At 51.8% G+C, this 16,290-nt stretch carries 13 protein-coding genes; 6 read left to right on the top strand and 7 right to left on the bottom strand.

The window, feature by feature from the left end; genetic code table 11:
- Positions 1–75: 75 nt before the first annotated feature.
- Entirely contained in the window at positions 76–2,781 is a 2,706-nt protein-coding gene (locus tag GJJ30_RS21615; RefSeq protein WP_229313313.1) for an ABC transporter permease, read from the bottom strand.
- 256 nt (positions 2,782–3,037) lie between these two features.
- Between GJJ30_RS21615 and GJJ30_RS21620 the strand changes: the two genes are divergently transcribed.
- The 4 genes from GJJ30_RS21620 to GJJ30_RS21635 all read left to right on the top strand — a co-directional run bounded on the left by GJJ30_RS21620 (position 3,038) and on the right by GJJ30_RS21635 (position 6,086).
- Positions 3,038–3,667, top strand: a complete 630-nt coding sequence (locus GJJ30_RS21620) for an RNA polymerase sigma factor (RefSeq protein ID WP_170299246.1) — start codon at positions 3,038–3,040, stop codon at positions 3,665–3,667.
- Positions 3,668–3,734: 67 nt separating this feature from the next.
- Complete coding sequence (locus tag GJJ30_RS21625) at positions 3,735–4,892, top strand: serine hydrolase domain-containing protein (protein WP_154177272.1); 1,158 nt, start codon at positions 3,735–3,737, stop codon at positions 4,890–4,892.
- Positions 4,893–4,935: 43 nt separating this feature from the next.
- Positions 4,936–5,457, top strand: coding sequence for a DinB family protein (locus GJJ30_RS21630; RefSeq protein WP_154177273.1), 522 nt, complete (start codon positions 4,936–4,938; stop codon positions 5,455–5,457).
- A 143-nt stretch (positions 5,458–5,600) separates the two neighbouring features.
- Positions 5,601–6,086, top strand: coding sequence for a VOC family protein (locus GJJ30_RS21635; RefSeq protein ID WP_154177274.1), 486 nt, complete (start codon positions 5,601–5,603; stop codon positions 6,084–6,086).
- A 136-nt stretch (positions 6,087–6,222) separates the two neighbouring features.
- Here the strand turns inward: GJJ30_RS21635 and namA are convergent, their stop codons facing one another.
- Positions 6,223–7,287: an NADPH dehydrogenase NamA gene (gene namA / locus GJJ30_RS21640; RefSeq protein WP_154177275.1), complete on the bottom strand. Its 1,065-nt coding sequence runs from the start codon at positions 7,285–7,287 to the stop codon at positions 6,223–6,225.
- Positions 7,288–7,347: 60 nt separating this feature from the next.
- Positions 7,348–7,683, bottom strand: a complete 336-nt coding sequence (locus GJJ30_RS21645; RefSeq protein WP_205880592.1) for a hypothetical protein — start codon at positions 7,681–7,683, stop codon at positions 7,348–7,350.
- Positions 7,684–8,263: 580 nt separating this feature from the next.
- On the opposite strand from GJJ30_RS21645, the gene GJJ30_RS21650 reads away from it, so the two are divergent.
- Positions 8,264–9,409 carry a TlpA disulfide reductase family protein gene (locus GJJ30_RS21650; RefSeq protein ID WP_170299247.1) on the top strand — a complete coding sequence of 382 codons (1,146 nt, stop codon included), beginning with the start codon at positions 8,264–8,266 and terminating at the stop codon, positions 9,407–9,409.
- A gap of 36 nt (positions 9,410–9,445) precedes the next feature.
- On the opposite strand, the gene GJJ30_RS21655 is transcribed toward GJJ30_RS21650, so the two are convergent.
- Together GJJ30_RS21655 and GJJ30_RS21660 are read right to left on the bottom strand one after the other, a co-directional pair.
- A complete protein-coding gene (locus tag GJJ30_RS21655) occupies positions 9,446–11,545 on the bottom strand; it encodes a PAS domain-containing sensor histidine kinase (protein WP_229313315.1) in 2,100 nt (699 codons plus the stop codon).
- A complete protein-coding gene (locus GJJ30_RS21660; protein WP_154177277.1) occupies positions 11,542–11,943 on the bottom strand; it encodes a response regulator in 402 nt (133 codons plus the stop codon). Before GJJ30_RS21660 ends, GJJ30_RS21655 begins: the two co-directional genes overlap by 4 nt.
- Positions 11,944–12,118: 175 nt before the next feature.
- Here GJJ30_RS21660 and GJJ30_RS21665 point away from each other — a divergent pair, with 175 nt between their 5' ends.
- Positions 12,119–13,825, top strand: coding sequence for an IlvD/Edd family dehydratase (locus GJJ30_RS21665; protein WP_154177278.1), 1,707 nt, complete (start codon positions 12,119–12,121; stop codon positions 13,823–13,825).
- Positions 13,826–13,940: 115 nt separating this feature from the next.
- Here GJJ30_RS21665 and GJJ30_RS21670 read toward each other — a convergent pair whose 3' ends face one another.
- Positions 13,941–14,876, bottom strand: a complete 936-nt coding sequence (locus GJJ30_RS21670) for a sugar phosphate isomerase/epimerase family protein (RefSeq protein ID WP_154177279.1) — start codon at positions 14,874–14,876, stop codon at positions 13,941–13,943.
- A 176-nt stretch (positions 14,877–15,052) separates the two neighbouring features.
- The gene (locus tag GJJ30_RS21675) at positions 15,053–15,949 is read right to left on the bottom strand and encodes a DMT family transporter (RefSeq protein ID WP_154177280.1); all 897 of its coding nucleotides are present in this window, start codon (positions 15,947–15,949) and stop codon (positions 15,053–15,055) included.
- Positions 15,950–16,290: the final 341 nt, after the last annotated feature.

Consider the following 16,290-nt stretch of genomic DNA (forward strand, 5'->3'; position numbering starts at 1 on the left):
TAACGTGAAACCTTTTGAAAACAAAAGCGCATCGCGTGCCCAACGCGATGCGCTTGTTACTAAAAACTCTTCGGCTTATTCGCTTCGCAAACTTTTCACCGGATTGAGCAAAGCTGCTTTAATGCTCTGAAAACTAACCGTTAGCAGAGCAATGGCAACGATGAGCAGTGCAGCCAGCGCGAACATCCACCACTCGATCGCGATCTTGTAGGCAAATCCCTGCAACCAGCGGTTCATGGCATACCCCGCCAGCGGGGAAGCAATCACCAGGGCAATCACGATCAGTTTGATAAAGTCTTTGGAAAGCAGACCGACAATGCTGCCGACCGACGCGCCCAGCACCTTCCGAACGCCGATTTCCTTTGTTCGCTGCTGAGCCGCAAAAGCCGCCAGACCAAACAAGCCGAGGCAGGAAATCAGGATGGCGATCCCGGTAAAATAGCCCACAATGGCGGACGTCCGGGCGTCGGTCTGGTAATTCCGCTGAAAATCCTCGTCGATGAACGAATATTCGAACGGTTCGTCGGGAACCAGCGCTTTCCATTTTTGCTCCGCAAACGCCAGCACGTTGTCGACCTGCGCCGTGTTAACGTGAACAACCAGATAATTATAGCTGTTCGCATCGTTCAACAGCAGAAATGCATACGGCTGGATCGGCTGGTGGAGATCTTCAAAGTGAAAATCTTTTACGACGCCCACGATTTCCAGCGAAGCATCGCCTTTGTCGCCAAATTTCAGTTTATACCCAACGGCTTTTTCCAGCGGAACGCCCATCTTGCGCAGGACGGTTTCGTTGACCACCATTCGCAAATTGGTATCGCCAGGAAATTCCGTTGAAAAAATCCGTCCTTTGAGCAGTTGAAAACCCATCAATTTCATAAAATCCGGTCCCACAAAATTGGTTTTGACGTACTGCGCCTGGCCCACATTCTGGTCGGGACGATACAAGCCAACATCACTTGGACTTCGGATGCCGGGGTAATATTTGGTACCTGATGCGCCGGTTACCTGATTGTTTTGCCGGATTTCATTCTGCAAACCCGCATACGCTTTATGGGCCGCTTCGCTGCGGAGCGGAATCACCAGTTGCTGCTCTTTGGTAAAACCCAGCGGCTGATTCTGCAAAAACCGCATCTGCTGCTGAATCACCAGCGTGGCAAATACCAATCCGATGGAAATCACAAACTGAAAAACCACCAGCCCCCGGCGCAGCGCAATGGCGGAAATGCTGTTGGCAAACCGCCCTTTAAGCACCTGAACCGGATTGAATACGGAAAGATAAAAAGCCGGATAACTCCCTGCCAGCAAACCGGTTAAGAGCGTAAGAGCCACAAATGACCCAATAATTTCCGGTTCAATCAGTTCCCGGAAATTCAGTTGTTTATCGGTCAGTTGGTTAAAAACCGGTAAGAGAACTGCTACCAGCCCGAAAGCAATCACCAGCCCGATTGCCGACAAAAACATCGATTCACCCAGAAACTGCCGGACCAGCAGCCCACGCCCCGCGCCCATCACTTTCCGGATGCCGACCTCGGCCGCCCGTTTCGCTGACCGCGCCGTAGCCAGATTCATGAAGTTGATGCAGGCAATCAGGAGTGTAAAAATCGCAATGGAAGCCAGAATATAGAGGTAGGTCATGCTGCTGGTTGGCGTGATAATCTCCCGCATCTGGCCGTATAAATGCAGATCAGATACCGGCAAGAGGGAAATTTTCTTATCAAAACCCGATCCTTTAAGTCCTTCGCGGGCGTATTTTTCGATGAAAGCAGGCAGTTTCCGGTTTAATTGCTGCGCGTCACTCCCCGGCCGAAGGCGCAGGTAAGTATGGAACATATTGTTGTAGTAGAAATTCTGCGGTTGTTCCCGTAAAAAACTACCAACCCAGCCCGCCGTCATCGGAACCAGAAACCGGGCGTCGATGTGCGAACGGGTGCTTTCATCGCGGTACACGCCCGTCACCTGGAAGTTTTCGCCGTTGCCGGTTTGTCCGTTAATCTTGATGATTCGGTTCAAGGCCGGTTTTTCGCCAAACAGTTTATGTGCGACCTCCTCCGACAACACCACCGAATGGACATCATTCAGGGCGGTTTTGGGGTCACCTTCCGTAAATTGGTAGGTAAAAAGGTCAAAAAACGTTGAATCGGCCTGATAACCGTTCGTTTCGTAAAACGATTGCAACCGCTGGTTGTCCTCGTGCACCTGAAGCAGTACTTTGCTTTCGCTGAAATTGGTTTTTAAACGCGTGACCTGCTCGATTTCCGGGAATTCGGCTTTCAACGCAGCCGCATACGGCGACGACTGCCGGGGGTTTTCTTCCTGCGCACCCGTTGGATAAATCACATCACTCTTCACTAGAAACAGGTCACTGGCATTGCGATGGTGTTTATCGAACGACAGTTCGCTGCGGATATACAGCAACAATAACATGCAGCAGGTCATGCCAATGGACAGCCCCAGAATGTTGATGGCCGAAAAGGATTTGCTGCGAATCAGGTTGCGCCAGGCAACCAACAGATAATTACGAATCATGTCGGGGTGAAGGGTTGAAAGTTGAGGATATTCCGTCGGTTTTCGCTTGTAAAAAAAGGGCGACAGGTAGTGCAAAACCGCTCGCCCGTATTCCCGCCCGGCCTGCGCGGAACCCACCTGCTCCAGCCGCTTGCGGTAAACTTCGTAGAGGTCGCCCTGCAAATCTTCCAGCAGGTGCGGAGCCACAAACCATTCCAGCAGCCGGTCGGCCCAACGCGGTGGTTGGGGCGTCGGGTTTTCAGGATTGTCCATGTGCGACAGATTCAGTTGGTTCAGGCATCAACCGGTCAGAATTGATTAGTTATAATTATGCAAATCAAATCTCCTGCCAATCTGGACGAATGACGGTTTTAACTAAATATGACGTATTTCAGCCGGCCAGGTCCGGCGGGATTGTCCAGAAACGGACAGCAGATGTACTATTCTGGACAGCCGAATGGTGGAACCAATTAAAATTTTGTCGATAAATGTTAATTTTACGGTTATCGCGTTTTTATTATCTCCTTCAATGATTTTTTTGCATCTTTGGTGGTATAAACAGCAGGTTCTTTTGGCGCAATTCTCCTCACATACAGACGATTCGATTCTGTGGCAACACTTTCGGGTGGGTAATGAAGCAGCGTATACCGAGCTGACCCGGCGCTACTACCGGAAGCTTATCCACTACGGACGGAAGTTCACGCCCAATGTTCAATTGGTGGAAGACTCTCTGCAGGATGTACTGGTGCATTTGTGGCTGCATCGCCGGACGCTGAACGACACCCCCTCCGTGAAGTTTTATCTGCTCAAATCGTTCCGGAATCAGTTGTTTAAAACCCTGAAAACCAACCTGGATCGCATCGAACTAGACAGCCGGTTTGATGAATTACAACCCGAATTTTCCAGCGAAGAAGTTTATATTCAGCAGGAAACCGATCAGAGTTTCCGGACGAAGGTTGGCGAATTGCTGGCCCAGTTGCCGGAACGCCAGCGGGAAGTGATCTACCTGCGATTTTTTCAGGGATTGCGACCGGAAGAAATTGCCGAACTGCTGACGATCAAACCGCAGTCGGTCAGCAATATTTTGCAGCGGGCATTGGCCAATTTGCGCGAAAACTGGCCCATTTCTTTATTTATCGCCCTTCTTCTTTTGTTCTGATTGGTTTACTTTGCAATCAATCCAGCTTCATTATTTTAACTCGCCCGGACTTTCTGGTCCAACCCGCATGATTCGTTTCAAATTCGTTTCGTTTGCCGTCTTTCTGGTCTTTTCAGCGTGCCAGCGTCCCGCTCAGCAATCGCCCAATCAAACATCGGTCTATTATCCGGCTCCCGGCAATGCCTGGGAACGCCGAAAACCGGAGCAGGTCGGTATGGACGGTGCCATATTGCAGCAGGCGGTTGCGTTTGCCAAACAGCAGGAAACGAAGCAGATGCCACGCGACTTCTCGACGCAGGAAGAAATTTTCGGAACCCTGCTGGGCCCCATTCCCTCCGACCGCGCTCAAACCAACGGCTTGATTCTCAAACACGGTTACATTGTGGCGGAGTGGGGCGAAACCGATCGCCCGGACCCAACGTACAGTGCCGCCAAAAGCGTTCTTTCTGCAATTGTCGGCCTAACCATCGACCGTGGATTGATCCGCAATGTCCATGATCCGGTGGCGAATTACATTAAGGACGGCGGTTACGATTCGGAGCAAAACCGCAAAGTAACCTGGGAGCACCACCTTCGGCAAACAAGTGAATGGGAAGGCGAGTTATGGGGTAAAAAACACGATTTCGTGGGCAAAACGGCGTACGGTCGCGGGGAACGAAAACCGCGCGCATTGCAACTTCCCGGCACTTTTTACGAGTACAACGACGTTCGGGTGAATCGCCTGGCTTTATCGTTGCTGCAGCTCTGGAAAAAACCGCTCCCCAATGTGCTGAAAGACGAAATCATGGACCCCATCGGCGCGTCGAACACCTGGCAGTATGTCGGCTATCCGAACGCCCGGGTGCCGATCGACGGAAAAATGATGTCGTCCGTCAGTGGCGGAACCCGCTGGGGGGGTGGTCTCTGGATCAGCACCCGCGACGAAGCCCGGTTTGGTTATCTGGCGTTGCGCAACGGTCGCTGGCGGGACAGGAAACTCATTTCGGCCAACTGGTTCAGGGAGTCGGTTCAGCGCGGCCCGACGGGCCAGGATTACGGTTATCTGTGGTGGCTTAATACCGAAAAGAAAGCCTGGCCCAATTCACCCGCCACCAGTTTCGCGGCCATCGGCGCGGGCTCCAACATCATCTGGATCGATCCCGAACACGATCTGGTCATTGTCTGGCGCTGGCACGACGGCAATCCCGATGAATTTTTCAAACGCGTTCTGGCCGCGATCAAATAACCCTTTTGCCCCAATTTTAACCCAATCCATCCACAACTATACCATGTCAACCACTCCCAAAACTGAAGTCTGGCAGCGCGGCCCCATTCCGGAAATCCCTCCTCTTTTACAACCCGTAGCCCACGCGATTCTGCAGGCCCGGGAAGAAGTTGAGTCCCTCATGAGCGGTTTCCCGGCCAATTACCTCTGGCAAAAACCGGCGGGCGTTGCGTCGGTCGGCTTTCATTTACAGCACCTTACCGGCGTTTTAGACCGGCTTTTCACTTACGCTAAAAACGAATCGTTGACAGATGTCCAACGCGACTGGCTGACTTCGGAAGGGAAATCGTTTCCGTCGGAAAAGCCGGTTCAGGAATTGTTAGGCCGGTTTCACCAGCAAGTGGATCTGGCGCTCGACCAACTGAAAAATACCGATGAGCAAACGCTGACCGATTTCCGGGGCATTGGCCGGGCGCAACTCCCCTCGACCGTTCTTGGCCTGCTTTTCCATGCCGCCGAACACACCCAGCGCCACGTCGGCCAGCTTTTTGTAACGGTTCAGGTCCTACAAACCTATCCGAAATAAATGATCGGTTTTCAGTGTTCGGGTTTTAGTTTACAGTATATAGTTTTCAGTAGATTACACATTAATTTGAAGGCATCACACCAAGTACGAATACTGCCGGAAACCTCAACCTGGAAAACCGAATACCATAAAACTGTTTCCCCATGTCCTACACGATTCCAGACCAAACCCGCATCGGTCATGTGCATCTGAAAGTGGCCAACCTGGAGCGATCGCTGGCTTTTTACTGCGACCTGCTGGGCTTTTCGCTCGTCATGACCTACGGGAAAGATGCGGCTTTTCTTTCGGCGGGCGGTTATCACCACCACATTGGTTTGAATACCTGGTACAGCAAAGATGCACCCCCGGCCCCCGTCCGCAGTCCGGGACTGTTTCACACCGCCATCCTTTACCCCACCCGCAAAGATTTGTCGGTTGCCTTTCGGCGTCTGGTGGATGCCAAATACGCCATCACCGGCGCTTCGGATCATGGCGTTTCTGAAGCTATTTACCTGAACGACCCTGACCAGAACGGGGTGGAATTGTATTGGGATCGACCGCGCGAAGACTGGCCCCTTAAACCCGATGGTTCGCTGGAAATGTACACCCGGCCGTTGAATCTGGAAGGGCTTTTACGGGAATCGTTGTAGGCTTTTCGGACGGATCAGTCAACCGCTTGAGGGAGTTTTACTGGCGTCAGGGACTTGGCCACCGCTGCTAGGGAATTGGTCACCGCTGTCAGGGACTTGGCCACCGCTGTCAGGGTCTGCGACCGCTGACAGGGTGTTATTTCGCCCGCAAATATTGGGAGGGCCAGTCGGTTTCTTCGCCCAGGGTCTTGGCCGCGTGTAAAGGGAAATACGGATCGCGCAGGAGTTCGCGGGCCAACAACACCAGATCGGCCTGGCCGCTCGCAACAATATCGTTGGCGTGCTCAGGCGTCGTGATCAATCCGACGGCTCCGGTCAGAATACCAGCTTCTTTTTTGACTTTTTCGGCAAACTGAACCTGATAGCCGGGACCGAGCGGAATCCGGGCGCCGGCCACATTCCCACCAGTGGAGCAATCAATCAAATCAATTCCTTTAGAAAGCAACTGTTTCGCCAGAGCTACGGCGTCGTCAGCCGTCCAGCCGCCCTCCGTCCAGTCGGTGGCCGAAATCCGGACGAATAAGGGATTTTCTTTTGGCCAAACCGCCTGAACCCGCTCAACAACTTCGAGCAAAAGCCGGATACGGTTTTCGAAGGACCCTCCGTATTGGTCCGTCCGTTTGTTGCTGATGGGCGACAGGAATTCGTGAATCAAATACCCGTGGGCCGCGTGGATTTCGATGACTTTAAAACCGGCTTCCAGCGCCCGTTCCGTGGCTTTACCGAAATCAGCGATTACTTTTTCAATTCCGGCAGCGTTCAGTTCGAGCGGTTCGGGCTCAGATTCCGTAAACGGAACCGGGCTGGGGGCCAAGGTCTGCCATCCGCGCTCGGCATCCGGTGCAATAAATTTCCCGCCATCCCAGGGCCGGGTGTGGCTGGCTTTGCGTCCGGCATGTGCCAGTTGAATGCCGGGAACCGCACCGTGGGCTTCCAGGAACGTGGTAATGCGTTTCAGAAACGGCACGTGTTCATCTTTCCAGATGCCCAGATCGTCGGGCGAAATCCGGCCTTCCGGCGAAACCGCGGTTGCCTCGGTCAGCACCAAACCCGCCCCGCCGACGGCCCGGCTGCCCAGATGAACCAGGTGCCAGTCGTTGGCAAAACCGTCTTCGCTGGAATATTGACACATCGGTGAAACGACAATCCGGTTTTTGAATTGGACGCTTCGAACCACCAGGGGGCTAAATAGATTGGGCATAGGGAAATGCGATAAAGTCCTTTTTTAACCAAAGGGTCCACAAAGGAGTTCGCTCAGGAATCAATCGTGCATCAAAAAAAACGGGCGCTGCATCACATCGGGCTGCCATTGCGCATCATTCGGTCGCCATTGATCGTCGCGGTGACGCAGTTTCTGTGCAATGGTAATCATCTCATTACCAAGCCTTCCCTGCTCCTGAACCGGCAAACGATCAAATTTTTGCCTGCGAATTGGCTCCCAATAAAAAAGCTCGGTTTTGTTATCGTAAATACCAATGGGTGTTTTCTTTTTCTTCGTATAAAGTTTCCGCAAAACGATATCGGCTTCGGTGTGGGTTTCGCAGAGAATATGGAAGTACTGTTTTTTAAAGAGGTATATAACTGAAAATCGGTTCATGTCGATGAAAATTTATGCAAACCTGGAACTCGCCGGGAATCGGATTCGGGTCCGAATCAGAAACCGCTCTATTGGAGACCAACTGCGAAAAAACAAGTTTGTTTGGTGAAGTGAGTCAGCCAATGACTGTTCAGGCTGCTGAGGGGAGGCAAAATTTGGATAAATAAGACAAGGCAGCCTCGTTGCCGATGTAGTTTACGCTGTAAACTTATCAGTCAAGTAACAGAAAAACAATGAGTTCCTGAAAAGTTTACACAGAAAATTAAAATAGTTAATGCAAAAAAAATAGGACTATTCTACGTTGCAAAACTTAATTTAACCCACCTTAATGCCGTTCATTCGCGCTATGATTCGAAAACGAGTGGTATTATTTAAAGGTCATCGGCCTCCATTTTCAAAATTCCGGCCCGAATCCGATGTTCGGTGTGAACTATCAATTTTCGCAAATTTGTTAACAAGGCACCGAACGAACCGGGAAAGATGATTTACCTTTATTCATTCAATCTCTTCATCTTTTCGGCATAACGGGTAAGAATTCCTGATGAAAGCCGGTTTACGTAAGACACAAAATCGATACCTCATGAAATTGCTGTGTACCGTTTCACTACTCCTGCTGTTTTTTTACGATGGATTTTCGCAGTCGAAACCCGTTGCCAAACCGGTGAAGCAACCTATTCAGGGTGGGTATAAAATCACCGGTTTTCTAAAAAATGCGGCCAACCGGAAGATTTATCTGACGGAAAGTGCCTTCTACAAATCGCGTCAGCAGTCCGACACGACGATTGCAAACGCAAAAGGCCAGTTTAGCTTCAATGGAAAACTGGACGAGGCTTCTTTTTTCAGCATCCGGGTCGAAGGCAAAAACAGTCCGCAATATTTCTTTCTCGAAAATTCGCCCATTACCATCACGGGAAACGCCGATTCGCTTTGGGCCATGAAAGTGACTGGGTCAAAAGAAGAAAACATCCGGCAAAAAGTGCAGCAAATGATGCTCGATACGGCCATTGGCAACCAGTATAAGCGGGCCGAACTGAAATACACCAACGCGCGGGCTACGAATGATGTCAATGCCATGCAGGCCGCGGTGAAAGATCGTCAGGAAGTTCTGAATCAGGAGGTTAAGCGGGTTAAAAAAATCATTGGGACGTATTCTACCTCCGCCGTGGGCGTCAATGTGCTGAGTGTTTTGATTAACATGGGAGACGTTGCCGGAGCCGACAGCCTGTTGACGATCATGGAAGCGAACGAGATCGGAAAAACCCTGCAGGCGAAATTTTTCCGGCAGCAGATCGACGTAATGAGTCGCCTGAATGTGGGCAAACTCGCCCCGGAATTTGCGCAAACCGATACGCTGGGAAACGTCATCAAACTGTCTTCTTTCAAAGGGAAATACGTTCTGGTCGATTTCTGGGCCAGCTGGTGCGGGCCGTGCCGGGAGGAGAACCCGAATCTGGTCCAGACTTACAAAACATTCAAGGATAAAAATTTTACCATCTTTTCCGTTTCCCTCGACAATAACCGCCAAAACTGGTTAAATGCCATCCGAAAAGACCATTTAACCTGGTCGCACGTGAGTGATTTGAAAGGCTGGAAAAACGACGTGGCCCAGCAATACGGCATCAACAGTGTCCCCGCGAATTTGTTGCTGGACCCGACCGGCAAAATCATTGCGCGGAACTTACGGGGTGAAGACCTGAGTAAAAAAATTCAGGAGTTGGTTCAGTAAACCGGGGTACGGTTTTCGGTGTACGGTTTTCGCAGGCTACCTCGAAACCGGCAGGTAAATGTGAAAGGTAGCGCCCTGATCCAATTGGCTTTCGGCCGTAATCTGCCCCTGGTGATTTTCCACAATTTTCCGGCAGAGCGCCAATCCAATACCGGTTCCGCTGAACGATTTGCGGTGGTTCAATCGTTGAAAAATAGTAAAAACCCGCTCGGCATACGCTTGTTCAAAACCGATTCCGTTGTCTTTAATCCGGATGTGAACGTACGGAAATCTGGGGTTCAAACCGGGCAAAAGAGCCTTTTCGGCCGGGGACACCGGTTCCGACACAATTTCAATAACCGGTTTTTCAACCGAAAATTTGAGCGAATTACTGATTAGATTGGAAAAGAGCTGGCCCAATTGCAGGGGAATTCCTTCAACGATCGGTAAATCCGCCCTTTGAATGCGGGCCTCTTTTTGCCCGATCAGCAGTTCAAAATCCAGTTCGACACTTTCCAGAATCTGATTCAGGTCCGTTTTCACAAACCGCTCCTCGGTGTTCGACAACCGTGAATAATTGAGCACCGACTTGATCAGCTCTGCCATCCGCTGCGCCGACGTACTGATTTTATTCAAATATTGCGCCTTCGTTGCGTCGTCGTCCTGATGGAGCTGGAGCAATTCCGAAAACGCCTGAATCTTGCGGAGTGGCTCCTGCAGATCGTGGCTGGCGATGTAGGCAAACTGTTCAAGTTCGTGGTTGGTTTTGATTAGTTCCTGATTGCTGCTGTGCAATTCCTGCGTTCGTTGCTCCACCTTCTGCTCCAGTTCATCGGCCAGCAATCGAAACCGCTCCCGGCTTTCTTCCAGGGCTTTTTGTGCCGCAATTTCGGGGCGCAAATCCCGCATGACGGCGCCAACGGCCAGCGGCAAGCCCGTGGCCGGGTCGTCGATGCGAAGGCAATTGTTGTAGAGCGGAATCGTTTCACCGGTTTTTACATTCTGAGCATGGAATCGGCCCGACCACCGGCCGATTTGCATGACCGACGGAATAATTTCGGCACTGACAAAGGCAAACTGTTCGGGTGTGTGCAGGTCCGAAATCGGAATCTGCGAAACGTCCTGACTGTCGTCGATGCCCAGCAACTCCTTACCGGCTTTATTGATGTACGAATTGCGGCCATCCAGTTCGAGCACCGACATCAGATCGACGCTGTTTTCGACCAGTGTCAACAGCTTCTGCTGGGCCACGCGGGCGCGTACTTCCTCGGTAATATCCTGAAGCGTCCCATTAAACCGGTAAGCCGTGCCGTTTTCGTTAAAAAACGCTTTCCCTTTCGCTTTAACAACCCGCTCCCGGTTTTCTTTTGGGTTGATAATCGTATACTCGACGTCATAAAAACCGCCGGAAGCGATTTGCAGGGCGGTTTGAATGGCTTCCGTCACGCGCTGGCGGTCTTTGGCGGCAATGGCTGAAATGGCCAGTGGCAGATCGATTTCCTCGTCCGGAGCCAATCCAAACCACGATTTAAGCCGGTCGTTTCCGGTAAACCGATTGGTTACCGGATTCAGGTCCCAGGTTCCCAGTTCGGCAGCATCGATGGCGAACTGGAATTGGTCCTTGCTTTCGGCAATGGTTTTCAGGGTAACCACTTTCTCCGTAGTTTCCGAACAGGTCACAAACACCCCTCCGACGTCGCCAGATTCATCGTGCGCCGGACTATAACTGAACGTCCAATACACATCCTCGAGCTTACCATTGCGGTAAATCGGCAGCAATTGGTCTTCGCTCCACGAAGCTTCTCCCCCGCTCATTACCTGATCGATCAGCGGTTTTATATCCGGCCAGATTTCCGGCCAGAGCTCCTCTCCCCGCTGGCCCAAAGCCGTGGGGTGTTTGCCGTTGTTGCCCAGGCTTGGGCGATAGGCGTCGTTGTAAAAACAAATCAGTTCGGGTCCCCAGAACAGAAACATGGGGAATTTGGAATGCAGAATGATGCTGAGTGTCGTCCGCAGGCTTTGCGGCCAGTTTTCGATGGGTCCCAACGGGTTTTTCGACCAGTCGACCGAACCGATCAACTGACCCATTTCGCCCCCACCCGCGAGAAACCGATATTCAGAATTTACCACTTGCTGTTTCATGAAGATCGTTCTCATGCCGCTGGCCGATCATAAAACAGTTTTGCCAGACGGTTCGTTAGTGTGGAGATGAGCGGAGGCTTGGTCAGGAAATCAGAAGCGCCCAGGGCTTTGGTTTCCTGAATATCTTTGGGTTCGGCCGAAGTAGAATAGATAATGATGGGAATGTGTTCAATGCGGGCTATTTTCTTCAGCTCCATCAGACACTGTTTGCCGTGCATTCGGGGCATATTCAGGTCCAGAAAAATATAGCGGGGCATAAACGTTTCTTCCTTCCGAAGTTTTTCCAGCGCTTCTCCGCAATCGTCAGCCACTACACAAGTCAGTGTCGGGTCCACTTTTTTCAAGGCCAGCGTAAACAGCTCCTGATCGTCTTCGTCGTCGTCGATCAGAAAACAAGTGAAGGGTGAGTTCATGCAATCATACAGGTGAGTAATCGTTGCGAAGATATTAAACATAGTTGATGAAATAACGACCGGTACTCATTTACCAAAAACTTTCTAACTTACCGTCTAAAATGGGTCGGCTGATTTTTATGCTGACCGTCTCAAATCAGCTTTTCTCATAACTCACTAATCCTCAATCTTTAAAATGTACCTACGTTCCCAAGAGTGGTTTGGCCGCACCGGCAAGGACGGTTTTATATACCGTGCCTGGATGAAAAATCAGGGCTTTCCACACCATTTATTTGAAGGTAAACCGGTCATCGGTATCTGCAATACATTTTCTGAATTAACGCCCTGCAACGCCCACTTCCGCGACCTGGCCGAAGCCGTCAAGCGGGGCGTGTGGGAAGCGGGCGGGTTTCCGCTCGAATTTCCGGTGATGTCGCTGGGCGAATGCCAGATGAAACCGACTACGATGCTGTTCCGCAATCTCGCCAGTATGGACGTGGAAGAGTCGATTCGGGGCAATTCGATGGATGCCGTCGTGCTGCTCTGCGGCTGCGACAAAACCACGCCCTCGCTCGTGATGGGTGCCTGTAGCGTCGACTTGCCGACCACCGTGGTTTCGGGCGGCCCGATGCTCGCGGGCAAATACAAAGGCCGGAACATCGGCACCTCCGACCTCTGGCGGTTTGCCGAAGCCAACAAGAAAGGCGAAATGTCACAGGAGGAATTCGTAGCCGCCGAAGCCTGCATGGCGCGGAGCCAGGGCCACTGCGCCGTGATGGGAACCGCGTCGACGATGGCCGCGATGGTCGAATCCCTGGGGCTTGCCCTGCCCGACAACGCCACCATTCCGGCCGCTGATTCGCGCCGGAAAGTGCTGGCCCACATGGCGGGTATGCAGGCCGTTGAGCTGGCGAAGAACAACATCCGCCCCTCCCAGATTCTGACCCGCCAGGCGTTTGAAAATGCGATTATGGTGAACGCGGCTTTGGGCGGTTCTACCAACTTTATCATCCACCTGACGGCCATTGCGGGCCGGATGGGCGTACAGTTGTCGATTGATGATTTCGATAAACTTTCCGCTCAAATCCCGCTGCTGGCCAATTTACAACCGTCGGGCGAGCATTTTGTGGAGGATTTGTTCTACGCCGGTGGCCTGCCCGCCATCATCAAGGAATTGAGCCAGTTTCTGCACAACGACGCCATGACGATCAACGGCCGGACGCTGGGCGAAAACTGCCAGACGGCCGAATGCTACAACCGCGAGGTGATAGCGTCGGTGGCCGAACCGTTCAAATCGGAGTCGGGCGTGGCAATTCTGAAAGGGAATCTGTGTCCGAACGGAGCGGTATTAAAACCGTCGGCGGCCACGCCCGAGCTGATGCAGCACACGGGCCGGGCAGTGGTGTTCGAGAACATCGACGATTACAAGAAGCGCATCGACGATCCCGAACTGGACGTTGATCCGACCTGCGTGCTGGTGCTGAAAAACGTGGGACCGAAAGGATATCCCGGCATGCCTGAAGTGGGCAACATGCAGCTCCCGGCCAAAGTGTTGGCGCAGGGCGTTCACGACATGGTTCGGATTTCGGACGGCCGCATGAGCGGCACCGGTTTTGGGACGGTAGTTTTACATGTTTCGCCGGAAGCGGCCGTTGGCGGGAATCTGGCGCTGGTGCAGAACGGCGACCTGATTACGTTGGACGTGGAAAAACGCCTGCTGCACCTGCACGTCGAACCGGAAGAACTCGCCCAACGGCTGACGCATTTTCAGCCAATCGACCTGGGGTATGAACGGGGCTATACCCGGATGTACATCCACCACGTCCTGCAAGCCCACGAAGGCGCCGACTTTGACTTCCTGCAGGGCAGTTCCGGGCCGGTCGTGAAGCGGGATTCACATTGATCAAGATAAGTTATTTCGCAGAGTTGAGCGGAGAAAAAAGGAATTAAGCGGAGTTAATAAATAAAATCTCTGCTTAACTCCTTTTTTCTCCGCTCAACTCTGCGAAACTTTTATCTTAAACTCCCTCCGCCACTTTCTTCATTTTCTCCAGACCGGTTTTGGCCACGGTCAGCGCGTCCTGCGCGTAGTAGGTTTTATTGAAGAGCTCCAGGGAAAGAACAATCGTTTTGCCGGGTGTTTTGAGTTGCTTGAGCGTCTCGCGAACCGGGCCAATACCATCGCCGGGATACACGCGGTCGGCGTCGACGATGGTTTCGCGGGGCGGATTGGTCGGGTAATCGTTCAGGTGAAAAACTTCGATGCCCGGTTTCCCCACCAGCGGCAGGCTGGCCGGGCTGGTGCCGCCTTTGTATAAGTGATAAATATCGAGGAGCAGGCGTGCCGACGGATGCCCGGCCTGAATGGCGACGTACATCACTTCACTCAGTTTATTCAGATTTTTAGAACCGCCCCAAAGTTCGAGTTGCGGAACTACACCGGTTTTATCGCCCAGTTCCAGAATGGTCCGGTAGCGCTCGGCGGCTTTGTTCAGGTCCAGACCGGGTTGATTGGTGGCTCCCATCGGCGGAGCTGCGGTGCGTTTGCAGCCAATCTGCGCCAGCAATTCCATTTCCTGCTTGAGCTGTTCAACGCCTTTGGAGCGAGTCGTTTCATCGTCGACAATCCATTGGGCAAAACCGATGGCATTCTCCACTTTCAGCCCCAGATCACCCAGCAGCTTGCGAACGTCGGCGACGGTATGGGTTTTCAGGTAATCCTGGAACGAGTTCATCCAGATTTCGACGTGCTGAAAACCGGCTTTTGAGGCCACTTCCAGTTCCTTCACAAACCCGAGATTCTGGCCCCGGATGGTGCTGACATTCAGCGAAAAAGCAAATGGCGGGGGATCTTTTACCACTTCCGGAGCGGCATTGGCTAACAACGTTGAAGGCGACATAACGGCTCCGCCAGTCGTGGCGGCTAAAGCGGCAAGGGTCTGACGACGGTTCATGAAAGGTTTTGGAATAAGAACGTTTAAGGTCGAAAAGTACGGAATAATGGGGTAAAATAGACAAGAGAGGATTTTTTATTGACGATTGACCATTGACGATCGACCATCGTCTATTGCCGATTCATGGTTGTCTCTTGTCAATCGTCAATGGTCAATGGTCAATCGTCAAATCTCCCTCACCCCACCAACTCCTGCCACGAAATCAGGCCAATGGCCAGAATGGCCAGACCCAATCCGATGCGATTGATGACCAGCAATTTCTCTTTTAAAAACAGAATGGCCGACACGGCTGCGACCAGAATGACGCCGATGTTGTAAAGGGGGTAAACAAACGCGCCGTTGCCGCCAAATTGCGAAAGCGCCAGAATCAGCGTATAAAAACTCAGGAAATTGGGGACGCCAAGCGTGATGGCCCCGATCAGATTCTGACGTTCGATTTTCTCTTTTCCCTGAATCAACCGGATTGCCAGCATCAGCAAACCGGCGAAAATGGCGCCCAGTACCATCGTCAGCGTTACCTGCAAGGTCTTGTCCGCTGAAGGAATGTACTTGATGTTCATGTAGTTAATCATTGTGTTAGTCGCGCCGTACATTAGAAAAACCGCTACCGGCAGCAGCGTATTCCAGCCCAGCGCCTTAGCAGTTTGCCCTTCCTCTTTTTTGAAGGTGCTCAGTGCGACGGCTACCACGGCCAGAACTAAACCGATGTAATTCAGGGCATCGAAGGTTTTTCCGCCGGAGCCAAAAACGAACAGGCTGAAACAAACCGGAATCACCAGCGACATGTTGTTCGCCAGCGACGTCGCCGTAATCCCCATCCGCTGCGTCGAAATTCCGGACAGCATAAAGGTAATAATGAACCCGACGCCCAGACCAAATGCCAGCCAGGTCCAGGTTTGGGAAAAATCGACCGAAAAAGGCTGGTCGCGCGGCAGGAGCAAAAAACCGGTCAGAAAACAAACCGGGTAGTTGAACACGATGGCCTGAAAGGTATTGACGTTAAACCGGGGAAAAATGCGAAAGTTGAGCAGCAGAACAACCGAAAGCAGAATGCTCAGGCAAAGAAACAGCATAGAAAAAGGTGTAGGAGTAGTTCAAACCAAAGGTAAAAGTCTTTTTCCGCTTGTCGGCCTACTTCTGTCGCAACTATTTCATTTTCTGAAACAAATCGCCTTAATGCCTGTCTAAACTTTATAATTTCCCTTCTTTCGCATTGCCCCCACCCCCCTAAAGGGTGCTTTAATCGGTGTGCAAAAGCCCCCTTTAGGGGGGTGGGGGCAAAATAGAAAACATGATTTACTATTTTTGGACAATCTCTTAAATCGCTCGTAAAAGGCCGAAACCGGGTCAACCATTTGAAAACCTCAGGTTTCCGCACGCCGATCATCCGGTTTTGGCTTGTTCGGATGTCGTC

The sequence above is a fragment of the Larkinella terrae genome, assembly GCF_009668025.1.
GTDB lineage: Bacteria > Bacteroidota > Bacteroidia > Cytophagales > Spirosomataceae > Larkinella > Larkinella terrae.